The sequence below is a fragment of the Candidatus Limnocylindrales bacterium genome, assembly GCA_035571835.1.
GTDB lineage: Bacteria > Desulfobacterota > Binatia > UBA1149 > CAITLU01 > DATNBU01.
The window spans coordinates 1-23,898 of sequence record DATNBU010000026.1 but is presented as its reverse complement, the minus strand read 5'-3'; the positions used below and the strand labels follow the sequence as shown (position 1 = coordinate 23,898).

Annotated in this window: 18 protein-coding genes; 10 read left to right on the top strand and 8 right to left on the bottom strand. The window is 66.0% G+C overall.

The features are described 5' to 3' along the window. Positions 1-24: 24 nt before the first annotated feature. From VN634_10580 to VN634_10560, 5 genes are all read right to left on the bottom strand, one after another. The gene (locus VN634_10580) at positions 25-1,446 is read right to left on the bottom strand and encodes a DUF1566 domain-containing protein (protein ID HXC51319.1); all 1,422 of its coding nucleotides are present in this window, start codon (positions 1,444-1,446) and stop codon (positions 25-27) included. A 110-nt stretch (positions 1,447-1,556) separates the two neighbouring features. After that, entirely contained in the window at positions 1,557-1,901 is a 345-nt protein-coding gene (locus VN634_10575; GenBank protein HXC51318.1) for a DUF4267 domain-containing protein, read from the bottom strand. A 156-nt stretch (positions 1,902-2,057) separates the two neighbouring features. Then, a complete protein-coding gene (locus VN634_10570) occupies positions 2,058-3,032 on the bottom strand; it encodes a quinone oxidoreductase (GenBank protein HXC51317.1) in 975 nt (324 codons plus the stop codon). 11 nt (positions 3,033-3,043) lie between these two features. Further along, entirely contained in the window at positions 3,044-3,883 is an 840-nt protein-coding gene (locus tag VN634_10565; GenBank protein ID HXC51316.1) for an SDR family oxidoreductase, read from the bottom strand. A 151-nt stretch (positions 3,884-4,034) separates the two neighbouring features. Then, positions 4,035-7,346 carry a hypothetical protein gene (locus tag VN634_10560; protein ID HXC51315.1) on the bottom strand — a complete coding sequence of 1,104 codons (3,312 nt, stop codon included), beginning with the start codon at positions 7,344-7,346 and terminating at the stop codon, positions 4,035-4,037. Positions 7,347-8,058: 712 nt separating this feature from the next. Here VN634_10560 and VN634_10555 point away from each other — a divergent pair. From VN634_10555 to VN634_10540, 4 genes are all read left to right on the top strand, one after another. Further along, a complete protein-coding gene (locus VN634_10555; protein HXC51314.1) occupies positions 8,059-8,820 on the top strand; it encodes a glucose 1-dehydrogenase in 762 nt (253 codons plus the stop codon). After that, positions 8,821-9,486, top strand: a complete 666-nt coding sequence (locus VN634_10550; GenBank protein ID HXC51313.1) for an HAD family phosphatase — start codon at positions 8,821-8,823, stop codon at positions 9,484-9,486. It abuts the gene before it with no gap. 91 nt (positions 9,487-9,577) lie between these two features. After that, positions 9,578-11,203, top strand: a complete 1,626-nt coding sequence (locus tag VN634_10545) for a pentapeptide repeat-containing protein (GenBank protein HXC51312.1) — start codon at positions 9,578-9,580, stop codon at positions 11,201-11,203. A 269-nt stretch (positions 11,204-11,472) separates the two neighbouring features. Next, the gene (locus VN634_10540; GenBank protein ID HXC51311.1) at positions 11,473-12,891 is read left to right on the top strand and encodes a phospholipase D family protein; all 1,419 of its coding nucleotides are present in this window, start codon (positions 11,473-11,475) and stop codon (positions 12,889-12,891) included. A gap of 103 nt (positions 12,892-12,994) precedes the next feature. On the opposite strand, the gene VN634_10535 is transcribed toward VN634_10540, so the two are convergent. Beyond that, entirely contained in the window at positions 12,995-13,417 is a 423-nt protein-coding gene (locus VN634_10535; GenBank protein HXC51310.1) for an HIT family protein, read from the bottom strand. A gap of 161 nt (positions 13,418-13,578) precedes the next feature. Between VN634_10535 and VN634_10530 the strand changes: the two genes are divergently transcribed. Then, the gene (locus VN634_10530) at positions 13,579-14,634 is read left to right on the top strand and encodes a hypothetical protein (GenBank protein ID HXC51309.1); all 1,056 of its coding nucleotides are present in this window, start codon (positions 13,579-13,581) and stop codon (positions 14,632-14,634) included. Between the two features lie 4 nt (positions 14,635-14,638). Here the strand turns inward: VN634_10530 and VN634_10525 are convergent, their stop codons facing one another. Continuing rightward, a complete protein-coding gene (locus tag VN634_10525; protein HXC51308.1) occupies positions 14,639-15,763 on the bottom strand; it encodes a hypothetical protein in 1,125 nt (374 codons plus the stop codon). 143 nt (positions 15,764-15,906) lie between these two features. Between VN634_10525 and VN634_10520 the strand changes: the two genes are divergently transcribed. Both VN634_10520 and VN634_10515 read left to right on the top strand, forming a co-directional pair. Next, positions 15,907-17,841, top strand: a complete 1,935-nt coding sequence (locus VN634_10520; GenBank protein HXC51307.1) for a glucoamylase family protein — start codon at positions 15,907-15,909, stop codon at positions 17,839-17,841. A 4-nt stretch (positions 17,842-17,845) separates the two neighbouring features. After that, complete coding sequence (locus VN634_10515; protein ID HXC51306.1) at positions 17,846-19,000, top strand: ABC transporter ATP-binding protein; 1,155 nt, start codon at positions 17,846-17,848, stop codon at positions 18,998-19,000. Positions 19,001-19,031: 31 nt separating this feature from the next. On the opposite strand, the gene VN634_10510 is transcribed toward VN634_10515, so the two are convergent. Further along, on the bottom strand, positions 19,032-19,526 hold the full coding sequence (locus tag VN634_10510; GenBank protein ID HXC51305.1) for a hypothetical protein: 495 nt from the start codon (positions 19,524-19,526) through the stop codon (positions 19,032-19,034). 112 nt (positions 19,527-19,638) lie between these two features. Between VN634_10510 and VN634_10505 the strand changes: the two genes are divergently transcribed. The 3 genes from VN634_10505 to VN634_10495 all read left to right on the top strand — a co-directional run. Further along, positions 19,639-19,902 (top strand): BolA family protein, encoded by a 264-nt coding sequence (locus VN634_10505; GenBank protein ID HXC51304.1) that lies wholly within the window; start codon positions 19,639-19,641, stop codon positions 19,900-19,902. 10 nt (positions 19,903-19,912) lie between these two features. Continuing rightward, entirely contained in the window at positions 19,913-21,508 is a 1,596-nt protein-coding gene (locus VN634_10500) for a YdiU family protein (GenBank protein ID HXC51303.1), read from the top strand. Between the two features lie 282 nt (positions 21,509-21,790). Continuing rightward, positions 21,791-23,898, top strand: a 2,108-nt coding sequence (locus VN634_10495; GenBank protein ID HXC51302.1) for a hypothetical protein, incomplete at its 3' end; no start/stop codon positions are given.

The window sequence follows — 23,898 nt, the reverse complement described above, 5'->3', positions numbered from 1 at the left end:
CCGCCGAGTTCCCGCCGGGCGAGCTCAGTTCCCGCCCGTGACCGCGCGCACACCGATCGTGTCGGCCTTGATCGCGTAGTTGGCTGCTTTGGTGATGTCGGTACGAAGTGCAAATTCCCGGTTGCCGAGGAAGGTCGTCGACGACCACAGCTGACCCGAGGCCGGCGCGCAGCTGCACTGGGTATTCGAACACCCGTTCTCGCAGTCGGCGTTGAAGAACGCGTCATACACACCGGACGTTGCGCTGCCGAAATGAAACAGCGACGCGAGCTCGTTAAAATTCGGCCGGCGCCAGTTCGTAACGCCTGCAAAGGTCGACTCGTTGAGCGCATCGACGTGGTCCTGCGCCCCGCTAAAGTTGAACGTGTCGTCGCGATCGTGAACCGATCCGTCGTCGGCCAGGACCTCCCAGACGAGGCCCGTCGTTTCGTCTCCGATCGTGCCGTCCTGGAAATTCGCGAACGATCGCGAGACTCCGCGCTGGAGCTCACCGTCCTGACCAGTGCCGATGCAAGGGATCGTCAGGCCCGTATCGCCGTAGCATTCGGTCTGGCCGGTGACGAGCGGCGCGGTGCGCGTAAGACAGGTCAGGCTGACCTGCTGTCCTACCGATTTGCGCAGGATCGCGAGCGCGTCGGGAGCGGTGATGCTGTCGCTCGCGTTCACGTCGGCGCAACTATTGGCGAATGCGGGGTTGTTCTCGACGTCGGCGGTCGAATAGCCGCCGCGAACGGCGCGCGCCGTGTAGTTCGCGAGAGACTTCGCCTGCAAGATCGGATCGCCGAATCGTACCTGCAGCGCCCATGCATTCGACGGTCCGGGCGCGTACGACGTGGAGGACCACTCGTACTGCGGCGACGGAATACATGCACAATTCGGGATCGCGCAGCCCGGCGCGCAGTCGTGCTGGAAATAAGGGACGGGGTAGCCGGGATCGTGCTGGCCGAAATCGCCGAGGCTCATCAGTTCGAAGATGTTCGGCACACGCCAGTCCGAGTGACCGGCGAACATCGTGACGTTGAGCTGGGCGATCTTGAGGAACGCGCCGAGCCAGTTGACCTTGTTTTCCTGATCGTGGATGCCGCCGCCGTCGTCGGACTGCTCCCACTGAAGACCGGTGTTGCGGTCGGTGACGGTGCCGTCCCCGTTGTCGATGAATGCGCGCGACGCGCCTTTCTGAAACTCGCCGTCCTGGCCGGTGCCTTCGCAGCTTATCGGGTCGCCCGCGTCGTCGTAGCACGTGTCCTGCCCGGTGGTGAAAACCCCGTGCTGCGAGCCGCAGTTCGTCGGGACCGTCAGCCCTACGCTCAGCTGGAGCGCGATGAGCGCGTCGCCGGCCAGAATGGCCTTGTTCCCATTGAGATCGCCGCAAAGGTACGCCTGGGCCGGACTGGCCGTCGTCAGCCACAGCGCGGTCGCGACAACTGCAAAACTACGAATCGCCATACATCACTCCCTGTCTGACTCATCCCGGTTCGGATCGTGATCGCAGACAGGCGATGTGACAGTTGCGCGAAGCCAACGCCAGCTTTCTTGCGACGGGGAGCGGCTCCGGATCACACCTCTCGACTGAGCCGCCATAGCGAGAGACTGGTGACAACGAGCAATACGAAAATGGCAGCATGCCGGACGAGCTCATGGCTCGGTCCGATCCTCGACACGATGACAAACGCATCCAGGAGCGGCAGCGTGGTTGCCAGCATGAACAGCAGCGCAAGGGGCTTGATCATCCGTTGCGTGATGAAGCCAATGGATAACGCGCCGAGAAAGGCATTCCTCGCCCCGTAGACGCGGACGAAGGTCGTCTCGGTATCGGTGTGCATTGGCAGCCCAAAGCTTGCGGACGCCGATACAGGATCGAGAATGGCGCGCGCTCCGAGCAGAAGGATGGCAATGCTCACGAGAGCGGCCAACCATGCGGTCGGAGATCGCAGGTAACTGGCAGCAGGAATGGTCTGTGGCATGGCTCCAGTTGCCCAGAGCTGGCGCCGCATCACAATCGAATTCGCTGCAAGCGCAGTTGCGTGCCGCGCAACCGCCGGCCTGCCGCGGCTCCGTCAGGGCAGCAGCACCGTTGCGCCCGTGGTTTTCCGGGCTTCGAGGTCGCGATGTGCGGCGGCGGCTTCGGACAGCGGATAGCGCTGGTTCACTTCGACCTTGATGACGCCTTTGCCGACGAGCTCGAAAAGCTCGGCGGCTCCGGCCGCAAGCTCGCCCGGATCACGGGTGTAATGCATCAGCGTCGGACGCGTGATGAACAGCGAACCGGCCTGCGAAAGCGTGGCGAGGTTGACCGGCGGCGGCGGACCCGAAGCATTGCCGAAGCTCACCATCAGGCCGAGCGGGCGAAGACAATCGATCGAGCCGTCGAACGTCGCCTTGCCGACGCCGTCATAGACGACCGGTACGCCCTCGCCCTTCGTGATCTCCTGTACGCGACGGGTAAAATTTTCGGTGGAGTAATCGATCACGTGCGCGCAGCCGTGCTCGCGCGCGCTCTTCGCCTTGGCCTCGCTTCCGGCGGTTCCGATCACCGTCGCACCGAGATGATTCGCCCACTGGCACGCCAGAGTGCCGACGCCGCCGGCGGCCGCGTGGAACAGGATCGTGTCGCCCGCCTTTACGCGGTACGTGCGGCGCAGCAGGAACCACGCGGTCAGGCCCTTCAGCATCAGCGCAGCGGCCGCTTCGTCGCTGACCGCATCCGGGATCGCGACCGCGCGATCCGCCGGAACGTTGGCGACCTCCGCATACGCGCCGAGCGGTCCGGTTCCATAAGCGACGCGATCGCCGATTTTCCAGCGCGTGACGTCCTGTCCGACCTCTTCGACGACACCGGCAGCTTCGAGGCCGAGGCCCGATGGAAGCGCCAGCGGATAGAGCCCGCTGCGGTGATACGTATCGATGTAGTTGAGCCCGACCGCACGATGGCGGATGCGCACCCATCCCGGCATCGGGCTGCCGGGGTCGGACTCCTCGAAGCGAAGCACTTCGGGGCCGCCGTGCTCGTGAATGCGAATTGCGCGCGCCATTGCGTGTGTCCTCAGCGCCCGGCCTTGGCGCGCAGCTTGCCCAGATATTTCTCCTTGGCTGCACGGCCCTGGTACTGGAGCAGCGGCCTCAGCAGCCGCGGCAGCTGCGGGACGAGATATCCGGCGGTCGCCAGATAACCGGATATCTGCGGACACACGCGTTCGAGCGCGCCGTCGTGCGCGCAGTCGAGCACGAGCGCCGCGACTTCGGCAGCCGAGCTCATCGGCTGCGAGAAAACGATGTCCGGAACTTCCTCGACATCGTGCAGAAGGAAACCGGTTTCGACCGGACCGGGCGAGACCGCCGACACGGTGATGCCGGTCGATTCGAGCTCCTCGGCGAGCGCGAACGTGAACGCGCGCAGGCCGAACTTGGTTGCGGAGTACGTGGCCTCGTACGGAAGCGGAATGCGGCCGGCGATCGACGCGACGTTGACGATGGCGGCCTTGCCCGATCGTCGAAGATACGGAAGCGCGAGCCGCGACAGCACCACCGGCGCGCGAAGATTGACGTCGATGATCTTTGCGAGCTCGGCGCTCGGCGCTTCCTCGACCGGCCCGCGAAAGTTGTATCCGGCGTTGTTGACGAGCACGTGGATCGCGCCGAACTTTGCCTGCGCGGCTTCGAGCAGCAGCGCGCACGCCGAGCTGTCGGACACGTCGGTCGGCACGGCCATCGCCACGCCGCCTTCGGCGGCGATCTCCGAAGCGAGATGCTCGAGCGTCGCCGCGCTGCGTGCCGCCAGCACCACGCTGGCTCCCTCGGCGGCGAACTGGCGTGCGGCCGATTCGCCGATCCCGCTCGATGCACCGGTGACGATGACGGTCTTGCCTTCGAATCTTCTGGCCATGATTTCCTCCTGCGGACGAAGCTCAGCAGTCCGTTGAAGGCGAGCAAACGCAGCGCGGCGGCCGGAAGCAAGTTCCGGCCGCCGCAGCTGCCTCGGTGAGGCGGATCGGGAGCCCGCCGGCCGGAGAAATTCCGGCCGGCGGGCGCATTCGTCAGGGTGTGTTCGGAACGTTTACGGTCGACGCGCCGGTGCGACGGATCCTCGACGGGCCTCCGAAGCCGGACGCATCGTTGATCGTGGAGGAGCTCGCATTCGGCGGAGCGCAGAACGCCGCCACCAGCTGCGGGTTGTCGGCCGTTCCACCGCCTTGCGCGTAACCGTTGTTGTAGAAGCAGTCCTGCGGGCGAGGCTCGCACACTCCGGCACCGACGATGTCGTCGGCCGTACCCGGGAGCGCGTCCGCACCATCCTCGCAGTTTTTCGAAACCGGCACGTTCGCCGTATCGATGCACTCGCTGTCGGCGGAACACGCGAGGTTGCGCTTGTCCGGACTGCCCATCGTGCAACGGCGCGAACAGACACCGCCTGTCCCGCAGAATGCGTCGTTCGGACATGTCGCGCCCTGATGGGTCGTGCCAGCGATGCAGATCGCCGTCGGCGAGCACGTTCCATACTCGAGCGAGCAGGGCTCGGTCGTATGGCCTTCACCCGTGCAGCGGTACTTGACCGGGCCGGCGGCGCACAGTCCGTCCTCGTTGTCGGCGACGTCGCACGTGACACCGGGCGCCGGCTGACAGACGCCGTCGCCGCTTCCGAACGACGTGTTGCACTCCGAGTTCGACGTGCACGGCTCGCCGATCAGGCTCGCGTTGCCCGCCGTGCATTCCTTGCAATGCTCGGTCGTCGCGCACGGATCTCCGTCGCGGCCGCCGCCGGTGCATTTTCCTTCCGGCATGCACAGCGGCACACAGAAACCGCCCGGACAGGCGTCTGCGCAGACGCCGCCGATGCCGCAATCCGAATTCAGGTTGCACCCCGTTCCGAGGGCGACCGTGCCGGCCGTGCACTGCTTCGGATTGCCCGTGCAGCTGCCGCCTTCGCAATCCGCGTTGTCGTCGCACGGCAGGCCTGCGTCGGTTCCGAGAACGCACGTCGAGTACGAGCCGAAACCGCCGTTGAGCGTGACGCAGCCTTTGCCGGCGTTTACGCCGCCACTGCAGGCGGCCGCGCAGCCGTTGGGCTGCGTCGGCACCCCGACGATCACGCAGTCCGTGTTGTCCGAGCAGACGCTGCTCGGTTTGCCCTGGCACTGGCCCGACGAGCAAGGTCCGTCGTCCTCATCCGCAGGACACGGGCAGTCGTAGTTGCGCCATGTCGTGTTGGTGCAAGGCGCGCCAGCCGGATGCTGGACCGCGCCGGTCGTGACCGTTCCGAAATTCTGTTGCACGCCCGCGCCCGAAACGTTGCCGCCGTTCGGCAGGCAGTCGTGCGACACCGGTCCGAGCGGCGATTCGTAGTCGAGCCGGCAGAGGCCGCCGGCGTTCGAGCCGTTCCAGCAGCGCAGCTCGAGCGAGCAGTATCCGCCCGCGCATTCGTCATCGGTCTCGAGGCATGCGGTGTCGCCGCCACCGGTGCAGTCTTCGGCGACCAGGCAAGGCGCATCGCTCACGTTGCAGCGGCCGTGGCAGTAGTCGCCGGCATCGTCCCCACCGACGCACAGGCCTGCGCAGACCGGACACGGCACGGTGTTGGTGTTGCCGTAGCGGATCAGTGAGCGCGTCGCGTAGTTGAGCGCGGTCTCACCGGAGACGATGTCCTTGGTCCCGGTGATGTCGGTCTTGTACTCGAGCATGATGCAGACGCCGATTTCCGCCGATACCTGCGGCAGCGGCGACCCTTCGGTCATCTTGTTGCAGGTGATCGTGTCGTCGCAGCGGCCGAGGCAGCTCTGGCCTTTTTCGCAATCGGTCTGGCGCAGGCACGGCACGGCGGGCATGAGCGGATTGCCGGTCAAGTCGTCGAAACACTGCGACTGGCACGCGTTCTGGTTGGTCGGGTTGGTGTTGATGCCGTTTCCGCAGAACGTCCCGGGGTTCAGGCTGTTGGTGTCGCACTTGAAGCAGTCGCTGTTCTCGGGCTCGTCGTCGCCGTCTCCGCGCTCGTCACAGGTTTCGGTTCCGCTCAGATCGTCGCTGCAGCGAGGCGCCATGTTGCCGTAGACGTTGCAGACCGACTGTGCGGTCGAGCCTGTGCAGGTGGCCTGCGTGAACTGGCTGCAGTCGCAGCCGGTGAGCTCGGTCAGGTATCCGAAGCCGTCGTTGTGCGTGGCATCGTGGGACGAGCCTTTCCAGCCCGCATCGCTGTCCGTGTGCGCGGCATCGCCGTCGACGATGAAGCGCTCGCGCACCTTGTTGTCGCACGTGCACTCGAACAGGTCGCCGGGCGGGAAGCACGAACCGGCTCCGCATGCGGCATCCGCATCGCCATCGCATTCCTCGCCGACGCCGGTGTGCTCTTCGCGCGTCGCGGTAACGATTCCGTCTCCGCAATACGGCGCGGCCGAAGCCGGGTGCGTCGCGTTGAGCATGCCGATGACAGAGTACACGTGGTGGTTCTTGTCATGCTCGGCAGTCGCGACCTCGCGGACCATCGCCTCGAGGCAATTCTGCGCATCCTCGACCGTCGTCGGAGTGGCGCCGGAGGCAGCGCAAAGGCCGTCGAGCGAAGCGATGTCGGCGTTCGTGCACGACTTGGCAATCGTGTCGCTGAGCTTGTCGATGACTTTCTGGATGGCCGGAATCGTCTCCTCGGTATCGTCGAGCGCGCACGACCAGGCTGTCTCGGGATCGCTCAGCCGCCGAAGGTCACGGCACTTGGCCGTAGCGGTGTACGCTTTCAACAGCGTTTTCTGCACGGACTTGTCGATTGCAGCCACGCACTCGGCGGCATGTTCGGTGAGTCCCGAGGATTCATCGAGGTCGGCGTAGATGGCCTCGTGGATCGGCTCGGCCGTAAGATCGACGAGCGCCAGCATGCAGTCTGCCAGGTCCGTCATGTGGGTCATCGTGTGTCCGAGGATGGACTCGCAGTACGGACCCGGCCAGTCGAGGTCGGACAGGTCGAAGCCATCGCAGGCCTCTGCGTTGCCGCTGTTCGGCGGTGACGCCAGGTGCTGCGCCGGACAATTGAGGCTGGTCACGCAGGCGACATCCGACGTGCACTCGCTGCTGCACGCCTTGGTGACCGACTTGGAGAACTTGGCCCGCGCCTTGTTGATCGCGTCGATGCCGTCCTGCGACAGCGTGGCGCACGCGGTGGGATTGGGAACTTCTCCCGAAATGTCGTCGGCATGACATGCGGCCTTGGTCTTCAGGATCGAGTTCTGGAGCTTGGCATAACTCTTGGCGAGCGTTGCAGAGCACTTCTTCTCGGTGTCCGAGAGCGAGGCGCCCGCAGGAGTGACGTACGCAACCCCACAGGCAGCAAACACGACGGCCGCAAGGCCGAAGCCGGAAACTCTCATGATTCCTCCTCCCGACCCCGGCAGCCTTTGTAAAAGTGGATCCGCCCCGACCGTGCCATGCGAACGGCGGGTTGGAGCGGGAGAGAACGCGAAAAAGGCAGCGAGGCTGATTCGTTGTACGTTGCGTGTTCGAGTTGGGTCAAGGCCACAACCCGCCGAATCCGTGCAGCGTTCGCGGCAGGTTGACCGCTGCGGTTCCGATGAGCACATGCGCGCCGGTCGGCAAACGTTGCGTACGGCTGTGTGTTCTGGATCGGCTACGAACTGCCACCGCACGTCCATTGGAAGGCGCCGGACCTCCCGGGACCGCGATAACCTTGCGACAAAGTGGATAGCTCTACTTATCACGATGCGATAAGCGTCACCGCGGCTTGAGGAAACGAACGATCGTTAGGGCGCCGTTCGACCCGCGCGCCAAGGTTACTAGAGGATGTCGCCGGGCGTGCAGCGCTGGTCGTGCGACGGGCGCGCGAGATGCTCGGTCGAGTCAGGCGTCAAATGACGCCCTGCATCCTGAGCCGGTGCCTGCGGCGACATGCCGAAGCGACGCGGCGATATTTTTTTTGCAGAGGATGCCGGCGGGCGGCGCTCCTCGTTCACTTCGAAGCTCGCCGCACCGCACGCGGCGGAACGCCGCGGGATGGCCTCCGCATCGCGGCGAACCTACTCTCGCGCGATGTCCGGGATTTCCCTGGGCCTGCAGGAAAGAAAGATGGCATCACAAGCACTCGACCTGTCGGGCAAGGTCGCGATTGTAACCGGCGGTGGACGCGGCCTCGGACGCGCGATCGCGCTCGGCCTCGCCAAGGCGGGCGCCGACGTTACGGTCTGCGGGCGCAAGCTCGATAGCTGCGAAGATGCGGCTCGCGAGATTCGCGGACTCGGCCGCCGCGCATTGCCGCTGTCGTGTCACATGGGGCGCAGCGACGAGATCGAAACCGTGGTTTCGCGAACGCTCGCCGAGCTCGGGCGCATCGACATCGTCGTGAACAACGCGGCCACCAGCCCGGCGGCGCGCCCGCTGATCGCCGGCACGCCGGAGCTGTTCGACAAGGTCTATGCGATCAACGTGCGAGGCCCTCTTCACCTCGCATGCCTCGCCGCAGCCTGGATGGCGGATCACGGCGGCGGAGCGATCCTCAACGTGATTTCCGTCGGCGCGCTGCGTCCCGGTGCAACCATCGGTCTGTACTGCTCGAGCAAGTCCGCGCTCCAGGCTCTGACGCGCGTGATGGCCCAGGAGTGGGCTCCGCTCGGCGTACGCGTGAATGCTCTTGCGCCCGGGCCCGTCGCTACCGACATGGTGCGCGCGGTCGAAGGAACCGACTTTCACCGGATGATGATCGACGCGACGTCGATGAAGCGCATCGCGTCACCCGAAGAGATCGTCGGCAGCGTCCTCTATCTCGTAAGCGACGCGTCCAGCTACACGACCGGATCGACGCTCGTCGTCGACGGCGGGATGAATACCTGAATGACAACGAGCCTTCCGCCGCGCATCGATGCCGTGCTTTTCGATTTCGGCGGCGTCTTCACCGAATCGCCGTTCGAAGCAGCGAAGAATTTCGCCGGCACGATCGGCGTCGACCCGGCCGTGATGCTGCACACGGTCTTCGGCCCGTACGATCGCGATTCGGATCATCCGTGGCACCGCCTCGAGCGCGGCGAGATGGGGCTCGTCGACGCTCGCGAGCAGATTCTCGAGCTCGGTCGTGAGCACGGCTTCGACGCGGATCTTTTCCGCGTGCTCGCCGCGCTCGGACGTTCGACCGGTCCGCGCGAAAGTTTTCTCGAACGCGCGCGCGCTCTGCGCCAACGAGGCATCGCGAGCGCGATCGTCACCAACAACGTGCGGGAGTTCCGCGATGCGTGGCGCGCGCTGATTCCGGTGGACGAGCTCTTCGACCTCGTCGTCGACTCGTGCGAGGTGGGCTATCGCAAGCCCGACCCGCGCATTTTCCAGAAGGCGCTCGAGATGCTCGGCGGCGTTCCTCCCCAGCATGCGATTTTCCTCGACGACTTCGAAGGCAACGTCAAAGCCGCACGCGAGCTCGGCGTGCACGGCATTCACGTCGAGCCGGATCCGGCGCGGGCACTCGCGGAGTACGACAACCTCCTCAAGCTTCACAAAGGCATCTGAACTGGCCGGGAACCTCGGGGCCACCAAGGACATAAGATCACTCTTCTGTCCCGCGTTCCGGTCACCTATAGTGCGGCTGGAGGAGGGCCCCATGACTCAACGGCTGACGGGAACCCTGTCGCGACTGCTCGCCGTCGCGTTCGTTACCGGCGCAGCGCCGGCCCACGCGGAGAAGCACGACGTCTGCGTCGTCGCCAAGTCCGCGGCCGTTGCCGACGCGTTCAACTGCGTCGTCAAGCGCCGCAATGCGGAGATTCGAAGCGGCAGTGCAGCCGATCTGACGGGGTGCCAGACGAAACTCGAGAGGGACTTTACCGAAGCCGAGGGCGCCGGCGACTGTCTGGTCGTCGGAGATATCGCGACCGCATGGTCGCTCGTCACGGAGGCCGAGGACACGCTGCTCGACGAGCGGGGCCTCGCGTCGGTCGATACGCCCGGCGAGCGCGCGTGCCTGGTGGGCCAGAACCGCGCCGTCGCACGGTACGTTCACTGCCTCAATCGTCCCGCCAACAGCATTCTTTCGCGCTGGCAGTACGCGACGGGCGGCGGGGTCGCCGACGAGCGCTGCTACTACCGGTACCTGTACGCTCTCGCAGACGTCGTCGAGGGCGGAGAATGCGTCGTCAGCGACGGGCTTCCGCTTCCCAGCGAGGAGCCGGGGCCGCCGAGCCAGGTCTTCCGGTACATGGCAGGCACGAACCTGAGCGGTGCATCGATCGTCTTCACCAATCCGTACCCTGTCTATTCCTCTTCGCCGATTTATTTCCGTTACGCCTACATGCCGTACTCAGACTTCCGTGGCGCGGTGCTGCCTTACTTCTATCTGAAAGGCGCGATTCTTACCGGCGCGGACTTCACCAACGCGGACATGCAGTACGCGTACTTCAAGGATGCGGACCTTACTGGCGCGGTCTTTACCGGAGCCAGCGTGTTCGCCGCGTCGTTCGGCGGGGCGAACCTTACCGGCGTGGATCTGTCGGGAGTGGACCTGACGCCGATCCGGCTCGATGCACCGACAGCGGCCTGCCCGTCGGCGCTTCCGTCTCCGTGGGTTTGCCGCAACAACTACATGCTCGGTCCGGGTCTCGAGCTTTCGGGGACAGTGACTGGCGCCGACTTCTCCGGCGTCGATCTCGAGAATGCCAGTCTCATCAGCACCATTTTTGATGACGTCGATCTCGCCGGCGCCGACCTTTCGGGCTCTTATCTGCTTGAGACGCAGTTTACCGGCACCACCTCGCTCGTCGGAGTCGATCTTTCCAATGCATATCTCCGGCGCATCGACCTGAGCGGCATGGATCTGACCGGTGTAAGCTTTACCAATGCGCAGTTCTATGCGGTCTGGGAAGGGTTTGACGGGGTGCGCGCCGTCGGGCTCATCCACTGTCCTCTTACGCTGCCGGCGAGCCTCGCGTGCATCGCGAACAACATCGTCGGTCTGAACATCGATGCCAGCGGCGCCAATCTTGCCGGCGCGAATCTTAGTGGAATGGACCTGCGCGGAGCGTGGCTGAAGAACGCCAATCTTGCCGGCGCCAACCTGTCTTCGACCGACCTTCTGACCACGTGCTTCGGTGGCGCCGACCTGACGGGCGTCGACTGGACCGGGGCAAGGTGCCCGGACGCGTCGATGAGCGCGGCCAACGGCAATACATGCTGCGGGCACGAATCGTCCATCATCAGCTATTGCGGTACGTCGGCGGCGTGCGGGCCGTAGGCGCCGCACGGCAGGGGCGGACGGCTCACGCTGCGATCGCGCTTCTTGCGCTCGTCGCGTGGGCCGACGTTTGTCCGGCGACCTCCCGATTGGTTCTGGGAGAAGAGGCGGCGCCTCCTATCCTCCTTCAGCAGTACGCTGTCTTCCAAACCGACGGTCAGAGGATCGACGACGCGATCCGGGAGGCGAAAAAGTCGGAGACCGAGAAGGCGCAGGAGGCGGAGCGGGAGTCGATCCTCCACGCCGTAAGGGACGCGAAAAGAATGCCGATGCTGGATGCGGAGATCGCCGCGCATCCCGGGCAGAGCGGGGCGTACGTGCTCGATTCGAGCGAAGAGGCGCTGATCTCGAGGGCGTGGCTGACGGACAACGCGGTCGAGTCGATCGATGTCCAGTACTTCATCTGGAGCACCGACAACATCGGGACGCTGGCGGCCGAGGCGCTGCTCAGGGCCGCCGAGCGCGGAGTGATGGTACGCGTGCTGGTGGACGACTTCCTCATCGATGCGCCGCTCAGGCAGCTCGTCGCGCTCACGTCGCACCCGCGGATCGAGATCCGCATCTACAATCCAAATACGACCGTAGGCGTGGGAACGGGAAGACGCCTCTGGAACGCCGCCAGCGACCTGCGCGGCTTCAACCAGCGCATGCACGACAAGACCTGCATCGTGGACGGCAAGGTCGCGATCACCGGCGGGCGCAACATGGCGGCCGAGTACTACGATTACCACCACGACTACAATTTCCGCGACCGCGACGTGCTCGTCGCCGGCAAAGTCGTCGGCGACATGCACGCTAGCTTCGAGCGTTTCTGGAACAGCCCTCTCGCCGTGAACGTCGAGTCCCTGCACGACTCCACCACCGACGACGCCGGTCCGCTCACCGAGGACGAAATCCGCCGCGTCACCGAAGAGCTGCACCACTACGCGCGGCTCCCGGAGAACTTCGCCCCGGACGTGCGCGCAGCCATCGAGTCGGCGCCGTCGGCTTTTGCGCGCATGGCGCGCGAGGCCGCCTGGGGCCGCGTCGATTTTCTCAGCGACATGCCGGGGAAGAACAACGGTGCGCGCGGCCTCGAGGGCGGCGGCACGAGCACGGCCGCGCTCGCCGCCCTCGTCGCGTCGGCGAAAGAACGCGTCGTCATCCAGTCGCCCTACCTCATCCTGTCCGACCGCGCCCTCGAGCTGTTCCGCGCGGCCATCGCCCGCGGCGTCGAGGTGCGCATCAACACGAACTCGCTCGCGGCCACCGACAACATGCAGGCCTTCGCCGGCTACCGGAACCAGCGCGCCGAGCTGCTCGCGATGGGGCTGCGCATTTTCGAGTACCGTCCCGATGCGAAGACGCAGACCGAAGCGCGCGCCCGCGAGCTCGTGCAGGATCTTCCCGCGGCGGACAATCCCGACACCATGTTCGGGCTCCACGCGAAGACGATGGTCGTGGACTCGAGCATCGCCTGCATCGGCACCTTCAACCTCGATCCGCGCTCGGAGAATCTCAACACGGAAGTGGCCGTCGTCATTTACGACGAGCCGCTCGCGCGCAGGCTGGAGGCGGCCATCGAGAACGACATGGCGCCGGGCAACAGCTGGAACGCCGCGACCGACGATCCGGACTCGGTCGTGCCCATCGCCAAGCGCAGCCGGGTCTGGTTCTGGCAGTGGCTGCCGATCCGGCCGCTGCTTTAGTTCGGATGGCAGCACGGACGGATTCCGGCAGCACCGGCGAGTAGGCAATCGAGTTGCTGTCGCTAGCCGAGTCTTCCCAGACCCGCGAATGGAGCGCCCGCTCCTAGCCGAGGTACGCGCGCATCTTCCCGAGCAGCTCCTCGGCAATCGACGGCTGCAGCTTGCGCGGCGTCCAGCCGACGCCGAGTCCGGAATCGACCAGGCGCGGAATGATGTGGAAGTGCACGTGGAAGACCGCCTGGTGCGCGGAGGCCCCATTGTTCTGCAGGACGTTGTATTCCGCGGCGCCGCTCGCGTGGAGCACCGCGCGGCACAGACGGGGAAGCACGCGGCCGACGGCCGCCGCCGCCTCGTCGCTGAGCTCGTGCAGAAATGCGCAGCGTTCCTTCGGAATCACCAGCGTATGGCCGAGCGAGACCGGATTGACGTCGAGGAACGAGAGCACGTGATTGTCCTCGTAGACGCGGTGGCACGGAATCTCGCCCGCCAGAATGCTGTCGAAGATCGTTTTCTGCTGACCGGGCATCTTCGCTCTCCTTTTATCTCGTTTCGACGATCTCGCAGCGACTCGGTGGCGGCCTCGCGGCTGGTCACGCCCATACGACGATCGGGTTTCTGCAGAGACGAGTTTGCACGCCGCCGCGCGCGGGCTCAAAACGAATCTCCGTGCAAAAAGGAGACCCAGGCATGCGCAGGACTTCCATCGTGCGCACCGTGCGCAGCAGCCCGGCCGCGCGCAGAATCGGCATTTCCTCGCCGATCGCCGTGGCACTTGCAGCCATGTGGCTCTCGTCGTGCTCGACACAGGCTTATCTGTCGGGCGGCGGGGCCGGTCCCGTTCTCGGCGCGCCGGTCAAGATGCGGGCCGGCAGCGTCCGTGCCGATCTGGCTGTGATCGGCGATGCGACGCAGATTCTGTCGGAAGCCGCGTCCGACAGTTTCGCGGCCGCAAAGATGACCTGCCCGAAATCGGGCGCCGCGTGCGCAACCGTCGATCTTCACGCCATCATCGGCGGTGCATCGTCCTCGTTCAGCCACGCGTCACCGCCGCTGCGGGTCATCGAGCTCGTGGCACGCTACACCCCGCCCGGCGGCGCGACGCCGGTCTCGACGGTATCGTATCAGCGCACGATCGCCGCGCCCGGAAACCTCTCGACCGCGACCTGGATGCGCATCTCCGATGCGCTGACGACCGACCTCGCAGCCGATTTCTCGTTCCGCTCGCGCAAATCGGGCATCGTCGTGCGGCTCCCGTCATGGGCGACGTTGCAGACGTCGCTTCCAAGAGTCTCCTCACCGGCTGCCTTTCACGTCGCGACGACCAGCGACGGCCGCTCGGACGACGACGCGATCGGCGCTGTCGGCAACCGCGAGGTTCGTCTCGCACGGCGCGCCACCGACTACATCACCGAGATGCTGACCGACGATCTGCGCGGCGCGGGGCAGACGATCGTGCCCGCCAAGGACGGGCGCCTCGTCGGCAGCGAGCTCGAAAAGTTCTGGATCACGTCGTCAGGCGGGATGGGCGGATGGCGCACGACCGCCGAGGTCGAGCTCGCGCTCGAGGTCGGTCCGCCGCCGGGCGTGAAACGAAAAAAGGCCGAGACGCACAAGTGCTCGGCGACCGTCCACACGTCGAATGCGCCGACCGAGCCCGAGCTCGCGCACGTGCTCGAAAAATGCCTCGCCGACCTCGCGCGGTCGATTCGCAACGACTCGGCGTGGTCGATGAAAGCGAGCTGACGCGCTACGCTTGCGTGCGGACGTCGAGCGTGACGGCGACCGCTTCGCCGTCCGGTCCTTCCTCGGCGAGCGCATGGCCGAGCGCTCCCGGCAGCGGCCCGCCCAGCGGCGGAAACAGTCGCGCCGCGCGCGGCCATTCGTCGAGCACCTCGTCCCTTCTTGTCGTGTCCAGCCGGTCGCTCGCGGCGAGCACGTCGCGAACGCTGCGGCGGCGCATCAGCGAAAAATTGAGCTGGCAGACCGCGCCGGCTTCCACGAACGCCATGAGCGACGTCGCGCCGCCGTCGTGCTGGACGAGCCGCGCGTCGAGCGCGGAGCGAATCAGTCCCGGAACGCGCGCGACATCGATGCGTTCGGGATCATCCGGCGCCGACGCGATGATCAGCATGGAATCGATGCTGCGCCCGCGCTTCATCGCACGCTGCCGGAGTCTCTCGGCGCCGGCAGCGCTCGTCAGCAGATAGGCCTCGACCGGCGATCCGTCGGGATGGCGCGCATCGAAGATGCGCGCATCGAGAACATCGCCGGCAGAACCGCCCGCAACGTCCGAGCGCGACGCCTGTCCGCTCTGCGTGATCGCGATCTGCGCAGGGTAACGCCTCGCCGACAGCACGCCGAGCTCCTGCCAGCGGCTGCGGATGCGCGCGATCGCGGGCTCGAGCGTGCTGCGCTGCGCGCGCAGCACAGGCCATGAAAGCGGTGTGTACGGCTGCCAGAGATGCGCGCGGTGCGCGTCATGCTCGATGCCCTCGCGTACGATCGTCGACGATCCGGCCATCACCGCATCGACGGTTCCGTACTGCAGCGCGAGACGGTACGCGTCGAACGGGTTGCTCGCCGAGATCGGCCAGCTTCCTCCGACTCCGGCGACGTCGAAACACCAGTCGTGGATTTCGCCCATGTCGCGCGCGAAGCCCGCGGCGTCGAGACGAGGAGACCAGCGGCGTGCGGCAGGGCGCAGCACCATCATGCCGATGATCGCCGCCCGCGAGGTCGATCGCGGGTCTTCGACGAGACCGAATCCGTCATCAGGATGCAGTGCGGCAATTTTGTTGCCAAGCGGCAGCGACAGCGCAATCCGCCGTGAATCTTCGACAATCACGCGCGAACGAAGTCCGGATACAGGCACCACAGGCTCTTAGCGCGGCCCGCGGCACGACGAAACACGTGCGGATTGTCCATTGCGGCACGCGCGCCCCTGTGTCACGAAGACTGTGGGGGTTTTCCTGTCGCGGGGAACACGCGGCGCACCGACGATCTACCGGACGGTAGATGACGTGCGAAGCGGGCGGCAAGACGACAATGGGACGCGGAAGAACATCGCTCAGCGGTGCACTGACCATTGCATCGACACTGATGTTCGCGGCTGCTGCGATCGGCGCCGACGACGCACCGGTTCACCCTGCTGCCGCTGAGCTTGCTGCAGACACAAGAGTTGAGCTGGCTGCAAATGCTCCCGCACAGCTTGTGGCAGATGCTCCCGCTGATCTTGCTGCAAATGCTCCCGCGCAGCTTGCCGCAGATGCTCCGGCTGAGCTGGCTGCGAATGCTCCCGCACAGCTTGCGGCAACCGTACCCGCCGAGCCGTCGCCGTCTTCGACTGCTCCGGCAGCCGAGGCTTCACCTACGTCCACTGCGCCGGCCGCCGAACTGTCTTCGACTGTGCCGGCACCCGCGCAGCCGCCGGCGACTTTGCCTGCAGGCGATGCACAGCCGGCGAGCGCGCTTCCGACGACGACCGTGCCTGCGCCACCGGTGCCCGAAGCTCACGACAAACTCGTCGTCAACGCGCCGTCGCTGCTGACGTCCGTCGTCGCGCCCAAAAAGCAGCAGTGGGAAGCGGAGCACGGCGGCTTTACCGCTTCGCGCCTGGCGATTGCGCGCCGGCTGAACGCCCTCCCGGATCGCCTGCTCGTCGATCGCAAAACGCTTCCCCGTGACACCGAAGACTTCCTGTGGCGCGTCGCGCGCGACACATGGACGGGACTCGATGCGCTGACCGATCGCGAGAACGGACTGATCATCGACAACATCGCCGTGGTCGGCGACCTCGTTCCGCCGCTCAAACTGAAGATCGGCGATTACACGAACATCACCAACATCGGCCTGCAGATCGCGTCGATCACCGCGGCACGCGGGCTCGGGCTGGTGCCCGACAGCGAAGCGCGCGCCGCCGTCTCGCGCATCCTCGACACGCTCGCGACGCTCAAACGCTTCGACGGCTACTTCTTCAACTACTACGACACGACGAGCCTCGAGCCGACCAGCAGCTTCCTTTCGTTCGTCGATACCTCATGGCTCGTCGCGGGCCTGATGATCGCGCGACAGGGGTTCCCGGATCTCGAGCGCCCGATCAACGAGATCCTCGAGCCGATCGACCTGCACTGGTTCTACGACGACGCGACCGGGCTGATGTCGCACGGCTACTACGTCAACCTCGGCACGCTGTCGGCCTACGAGTACGGCACCTTCTACACCGAAGCGCGGCTCGGAAGCCTGATCGCGATCGGCAAGGGCGATGCGCCGGTCTCTCACTGGTACGCGATGCGGCGGGCCTCGCAGCCGGGCTGCATGGAAGGCGAATGTCCGGTGCTGCACAAGCTCGAGTACCGCGGCAGCCGCGGCGAAGACGTTACGGTGCAGTCCTACCGGTGGCGGTCCTATCAGTACGTGCCGTCGTGGGGCGGGAGCATGTTCGAAGCGCTGATGCCGCGCCTGGTGGTCGACGAGTCCCGCTACGCTCCGCGCAGCCTCGGCCCGAACGGCCATGCCCACGCGCTGCTGCAGAAGCTCTATGCGACCGAAGCCCTGGGCTTCCCGGTCTGGGGCATGTCGCCGTGCATCTCGCCGGACACCGGCCGCTACAGGGAGTTCGGCGTCCGGGCTCTCGGCAACCACGGATACGACGAGACAGTCGTCACTCCGCACGCCGCCGCGCTGGCGCTGGCCGTCACTCCGGACGATGCTGCCGACAACCTCATGGAAATGGCGCGACGATACGACGTGTACGGCCCGTTCGGTTTCTACGATTCGGTGGATCCGGCCACCGGACAGGTTGCCTACCATCAGCTCGCGCTCGACCAGCTGATGCTGTTTCTTTCGGTTGCCAACCACCTCTCGGGTGGCGAGATCCCTGCGCTCTTCGCGAACGATCCGTGGGTAGAGGACGCGCTTCCGCTTCTCGCCGAGGAACGCTTCTTCAACTGATGCCGTGGCGGAAGTTCGCGCCGAGCATCTCGTTCGTGAGTTCGTACCGGGAGTGCGTGCGCTCGACGACGTGACGCTTTCGGTCGCCGACGGCGAGCTCGTCGTGCTGGTGGGACCGTCGGGGTGCGGCAAATCGACGCTGCTCAGGATCATCGCCGGTCTCGAGACGGCCGATTCCGGAACGGTGTCGATCGCCGGGCGCGACGTCTCTCACCTGACTCCGCCGGAGCGCAACGTCGCGATGGTGTTCCAGGACTATGCGCTCTACCCGCACATGACCGTGCGCGGCAACCTCGAGTTTCCGCTGCGCGTGCGCGGTGATGCGGCCACCGAGCGAACCCGCAAGGTCGCGGGTATTTCCAGCATGCTCGGGCTCGATGCGCTGCTCGAGCGGCTGCCGAAAGAGCTTTCGGGCGGACAGCGCCAGCGCGTCGCAATGGGCCGCGCGCTCATTCGCGAGCCGGCCGTTTCGCTGCTGGACGAGCCGCTTTCGAACCTCGATGCGAGGCTGCGAAGCGAAGTTCGCGCCGAGATCGCCGAGCTGCAGCAGCGCACGCAGACGACGATGATCTACGTGACGCACGATCAGGTCGAAGCCATGACGCTCGGTCACCGCGTCGCCGTGCTCGACCGCGGCGTGCTGCAGCAGGCTGCGCCGCCGGCCGAGCTCTACGACCGTCCGCTCAACGCGTTCGTCGCCGGCTTCATCGGCAATCCGCCGATGAATCTGCTGCGCGCCGCCGCAGCGGACGGCGTCGCTTCCGTCACCGGCACGGGCGAGCACATCCGCATCGACCACTCGACGCGCCTCGCACAGAAAGACGGCGGCGGTCGCGATCTGCCGGGTCGGCTTGCATGGATCGGAGTGCGTCCCGAAGCGCTGTCGCTCGCGCCGCATCGTGGCGACGCGGCAACCGGTGCGAACGGCACGCTGGCCGCCGAGGTCGAGCACGTCGAGCTTCTCGGCCATGAGACGCTCGTGCACGCCAGGCTCGGGAGCTCGCGCGAGCCGCACGCCGGTACGCAAGCTCCGGAGAATGCACCGAGGATGATCGCGCGCGTACCGGGAACGCACCGGCTGCAGGCGGGCGAGCGTCTCTCGCTGCTGGTGGATCCGGAAGCGGTCTACGCGTTCGACGAACGCGGCAACGCCCTCTGACGGGCTGCGCGTTCGGCGGAGCTGTCGCGGTCTATTGCTGTTCTTCGCCTTCGGCGGCGCGCTGCGCGGCCTTGTTCGCGCGGCTGTCCTCGTCGCGATCTTCCGGGTTCATGCGCTTGCGATCCGGACCTGCGTATTCGTCATCATCGCGGGCGTCTTTCTTGCCACGCCCTTCGGGTTTGCCGTGAAGACCGGCATTGGGCGGCGCGAAGCGGATCTTGTTGGGATTGCTGTTGCCCTTGTACGGATCGGTATCGAGCGACGTTCCGTACGGATCGCGGCCGCGGCCGCCGCCGTAGATCGGGTCGGGTTTGAACGCCCCGCTCTCGCTGGCCTTGCCGCCGAGACGGGCGAGCTCGGTCGACGCGGTTTCCGAAGCTGCCGACGCAGTGACGCTCCCGCCGCCGGGCACCGTCATGCTGGCGAGCGCGCTCGACGACCACGCGGCGACTGCGATTGCACCCGCGACCATCGACGATCCGGCAATGGTACGCGCCCGCGCGTGTCGATCGACATTCCTCTTCATCCGATGCTCCTTGCCTGCCGCGCACCTGCGCCTTGCGCAGACCGTCCGAAGGTACCATCACGCGGCGGCCTGTCCAGTTTGCGACCGCTTTTCGGGCGGGCGACAAGACAGCATGTCTTCGCATCCCACCGATTTTACCGGCTCGGTTACCGACGCACTGCGCGACGCGATCCGCAAGGAGATTCCCGACGCGGAGGTCCAGGTGGCCGGCGGCGGCGGACATTTCACGATCGACGTCGTCTCCCCGGCATTCGCAGGCAAGAACATGCTGCAGAGCCAGCGGCTCGTCTACGCAGCCATCGCCCATCTGATGTCGGGCGACATGGCCCCTGTCCATGCCATCGACAGCCTGACCACCCGGGTGCCGTCCTCCTGATGCCGGCCGCGTGACGACTGCGTCGGCCATCGCGCCGCTTTTCGAGCACGCGCGTTTCGACAATCGCTTCGTGCGCGAGCTGCCCGGCGATCCCGAGTCGCGCAACTTCCGCCGCCAGGTTCACGCGGCGTGCTGGTCGCCGGCCGAGCCGACGCCGGTCGCCGCGCCTCGCCTGCTCGCGCATGCGGCGGAAGTCGCCGCGCTCCTCGATCTCGACGAAGAGGCGGTTCATTCCGAGGCTTTCGCGAACGTCTTCGGCGGCAACACGCTTGCCGAAGGCATGACGGCGTATGCGGCATGCTACGGCGGACACCAGTTCGGGAGCTGGGCCGGACAGCTCGGCGACGGCCGTGCGATCGCGCTCGGAGAATACGTCAACTCGCGCGGCCAGCGCTGGGAGCTTCAGCTGAAGGGCGCAGGACCGACTCCGTACTCGCGAACCGCCGACGGGCGCGCCGTGCTGCGCTCGTCGATCCGCGAGTTTCTGTGCAGCGAGGCGATGCACCATCTCGGCGTCCCGACGACGCGTGCGCTCAGCCTCGTCGCAACCGGCGAGTCGGTTGTCCGCGACATGCTCTACGACGGACATCCGCGCCCGGAGCCCGGCGCGATTGTCTGCCGCGTGTCGCCGTCGTTCCTTCGTTTCGGCAACTTCGAGATCCTTGCGGCGCGCGGCGACAGCGCGCTGCTCGAACGCCTCGTCGACTTCACGATCGCCCGCGACTTTCCGGAGCTCAGCGGCGACGTGCACGCCAGGCGGGTAGACTGGTTCCATGCGGTCTGCGAGCGCACGGCGGTCATGGTCGCCCACTGGATGCGCGTCGGGTTCGTGCACGGCGTGATGAACACCGACAACATGTCGATCCTCGGGCTGACGATCGACTACGGCCCGTACGGATGGATCGACAACTACGACCCCGACTGGACGCCGAACACCACCGATGCGGCGACGCATCGCTACGCGTTCGGGCGCCAGCCGTCGGTGGCGCTCTGGAACCTCGCGTGCCTCGCGAACGCGCTCGCCGCAGTGTTTCCATCGATCGACGACCTCAAGGCCGGACTCGAGGTCTACAAGCGCGTCTACATGGAAACGTCGAGCGCGATGACGCTCGCGAAGTTCGGTCTTCGCAGCGCGCGGCCGGAAGACGAGCTTCTGGTCGACGACGCGATGAAGCTTCTTTACGACAGCGAAATGGACATGACGTCGTTCTTTCGCGACCTCGCACTGGTCACGCCGGGGATGCAGTCGCCGTCCGTCGACGTGCTGGCCGACGCGTTCTACGACGAAGCGCTGCGCTCGAAATCTGCACCGGCCTGGTCGGACTGGCTCGCCCGCTATGCAGCGCGGGTCTCGTCGGAAAACGCGGATCCCGACCAGCGCCGCAGCGCGATGTTTGCGGTCAATCCGCGCTACGTGCTGCGCAACTATCTCGCGCAGCAGGTCATCGACCGCGCCGAGGCCGGCGACCCGTCCGGCATCGGCGAGCTTCTCGACGTGATGCGAAGCCCTTACGTCGAAAAGCCCGGGCTCGAAGCGTTCGCTGCCAAACGTCCGGACTGGGCCAGGACGAAGGTCGGCTGCTCGATGCTTTCGTGCAGCTCGTAGCGCGCTCGGCGAAACATTCGCCTCAGTCATTGATGCGGAAATAAGCGCCGGTGTAGCGCGACCCGGTGCAGTACCGGGTCGATTTTTCCTACGAGACGATAAGACATTTGCGGGCGCTGACGGCAGCAGAGAGGGCGCGTCTACGGTCCGCGGTCGGGAAATCACTCCACGACCAGCCGGCCGCGGTCGTCGTGTGGTCGGGGTTACAGCGGGCCAATCCGGAAACTTTTCAGGCACCGCTTCTCGCGTCGACGCGGACGGCCACGTATGTTCGCAGGCATCATGCGATTTCGGCTGCTCACGTCGCTTCTGGCCCCGCTCCTGGTCTGTCTGTCGCTGACTGCGCCGGCGCACGCGCAGTGCGGCCCGAGCGGCACTGTCTGCGCCGACGACAACAACCCGTGCACGACGGATCTGTGCAACGACGCCGGCACGTGCGTACACGCCGCCGGTAACGCCGGCGCGTTCTGCCGGTTCGGAACTGCGAGCTCGTGCGCACCGCGCACGGTTCCGGCCGGAGCGCTTCCTATTCCAGTCGCGATTTCGAAATGGTGGTTTCAATCGCATTACTGCGGCGCGAACTCGCATGTGCGGCTCTATCCATCCGGCCAGCAGAGCGGCGAGACGGTCTACAACAGCGCCTCCTGCGCCGGGTGGCACACCTACATGGACTATCCGGCCAGCGCTTCGATGCTGCGTGGAATTCTCGACGGCCTTCGCCTCGGGACGTACACGAGCCCGTCGACCGAAGCCGCGGTCACGCAGTTCAATTTCACGGGCGGCGCGATCACGACGGCGTTTACCAAAATGGTGTCGCTCTACAACGCCAGGAAGGACGCGAGCGGCACGTGGACGTTCCTGCTTCCGGTCTACGATGCGTTCGACTGCTCAATTCCGAGTGGACCGGTCAAGATCGTCGGCTTCGCGACCGCGACCATCACTTCCGTCTCCACCACGCAGTCGACGATCGATGCGAACGTCGAGTGCAGCTTCACACCCGTCGGCGAAACCGGTGGAGAGAATTACCTGACCCTCGTCTCGCCGTGCACGAGCTGCGACGTCGCCGAGTCGTGCGACGGAACGTCGGCGACTTGTCCGGCCGACGTCAAAGTCGCCGCCGGCACGTCGTGTCCTTCGGACAGCCAGATCTGTACGGACGACGTCTGCGACGGTGCGGGAACCTGCTCTCATCCTGCGGGCAATGCGGGCACGGTCTGCCGGTCGTCGACAGGCATCTGCGACAGCGCGGAAGCCTGCGACGGAAGCTCATCGACGTGTCCGGCCGACAGCCTTGCCGCGACGTCCGTCGTCTGCCGGAGCGCGGTCGATGTCTGCGACGCTGCCGAAGCCTGTACCGGCGCGAGTGCCACCTGCCCGGCCGATGGATTTGTTGCGACGGCTGCAGTCTGCCGGGCGTCGGCCGCTTCCTGCGACGCCGAGGAACGCTGCACGGGAAGCGGCAGCGCCTGTCCTGCCGATGCGTTCGCGGCAAGCACCACGGTCTGCCGCAGCTCGACCGGAATCTGCGACGTACAGGAAACCTGCAGTGGAGGGTCGACGACGTGCCCGGCCGACGGATTCGCGCCGGCCGCAACGATCTGCCGCAGCCCGGCCGGAGCCTGCGACGATGCGGAGAGCTGTACCGGCAACGCAGCGCTTTGCCCCGAAGACTCGTTCGCCGATGCGGCGACCGTGTGCCGGCAGGCGGCGGGAGTCTGCGACGTGCGCGAAACCTGCAGCGGCGTCGGTCCTGCCTGTCCGGCGGATGCACTCGTGTCATCTTCGACCGTCTGCCGCGGCTCCGCAGGAATCTGCGACAGCGAAGAGCGATGCAGCGGTGCGGCCGTCGATTGCCCGGCCGACGCGCATGTTGCGACCGGCACGATCTGCCGCGCGAGCGCCGGCGTGTGCGATCCGGCAGAAGCCTGCTCCGGAACCGGCAGCACCTGTCCCGCCAATGCCTTCGCGTCTTCTACTGCAGTCTGCCGCGGCGCAGGCGCCACCTGCGATCTCCAGGAAACCTGTTCCGGCTCCGGTCCCGCCTGCCCTTCGGATGCCAAGCAGCCGGCCGGCACGGCTTGTGCGACCGACAACGAACCATGCACGAGCGACGTGTGCGACAATTCCGGCCTCTGCACGCATGCGACCAACAGCGCTGCCTGTAACGACGGCCTCTTCTGCAACGGGTCCGACACATGCTCGCAGGGCACGTGCAGCCTGCACTCGGGCGATCCCTGTCCGGGACCGGATGGCGACGGCAACTGCGCCGAATCCTGCGACGAGACGGCCAATGGATGCGCGGCCAGTGATCCCGACGGTACGCTGTGCAACGACGGCGATCCGTCGACGGTTCTCGATCAATGTGGAGGCGGGCTCTGCAACGGGACGTT

Bases quoted from the DNA above. Each gene is read 5' to 3' on its own strand.
- VN634_10520 (HXC51307.1), top strand. From the start codon at position 15,907: ATGACGTGCGAAGCGGGCGGCAAGACGACAATGGGACGCGGAAGAACA.
- VN634_10535 (HXC51310.1), bottom strand. From the start codon at position 13,417: ATGCCCGGTCAGCAGAAAACGATCTTCGACAGCATTCTGGCGGGCGAG.
- VN634_10555 (HXC51314.1), top strand. From the start codon at position 8,059: ATGGCATCACAAGCACTCGACCTGTCGGGCAAGGTCGCGATTGTAACC.
- VN634_10540 (HXC51311.1), top strand. From the start codon at position 11,473: ATGCTGGATGCGGAGATCGCCGCGCATCCCGGGCAGAGCGGGGCGTAC.
- VN634_10565 (HXC51316.1), bottom strand. From the start codon at position 3,883: ATGGCCAGAAGATTCGAAGGCAAGACCGTCATCGTCACCGGTGCATCG.
- VN634_10530 (HXC51309.1), top strand. From the start codon at position 13,579: ATGCGCAGGACTTCCATCGTGCGCACCGTGCGCAGCAGCCCGGCCGCG.
- VN634_10560 (HXC51315.1), bottom strand. From the start codon at position 7,346: ATGAGAGTTTCCGGCTTCGGCCTTGCGGCCGTCGTGTTTGCTGCCTGT.
- VN634_10510 (HXC51305.1), bottom strand. From the start codon at position 19,526: ATGAAGAGGAATGTCGATCGACACGCGCGGGCGCGTACCATTGCCGGA.
- VN634_10570 (HXC51317.1), bottom strand. From the start codon at position 3,032: ATGGCGCGCGCAATTCGCATTCACGAGCACGGCGGCCCCGAAGTGCTT.
- VN634_10550 (HXC51313.1), top strand. From the start codon at position 8,821: ATGACAACGAGCCTTCCGCCGCGCATCGATGCCGTGCTTTTCGATTTC.
- VN634_10545 (HXC51312.1), top strand. From the start codon at position 9,578: ATGACTCAACGGCTGACGGGAACCCTGTCGCGACTGCTCGCCGTCGCG.
- VN634_10580 (HXC51319.1), bottom strand. From the start codon at position 1,446: ATGGCGATTCGTAGTTTTGCAGTTGTCGCGACCGCGCTGTGGCTGACG.
- VN634_10505 (HXC51304.1), top strand. From the start codon at position 19,639: ATGTCTTCGCATCCCACCGATTTTACCGGCTCGGTTACCGACGCACTG.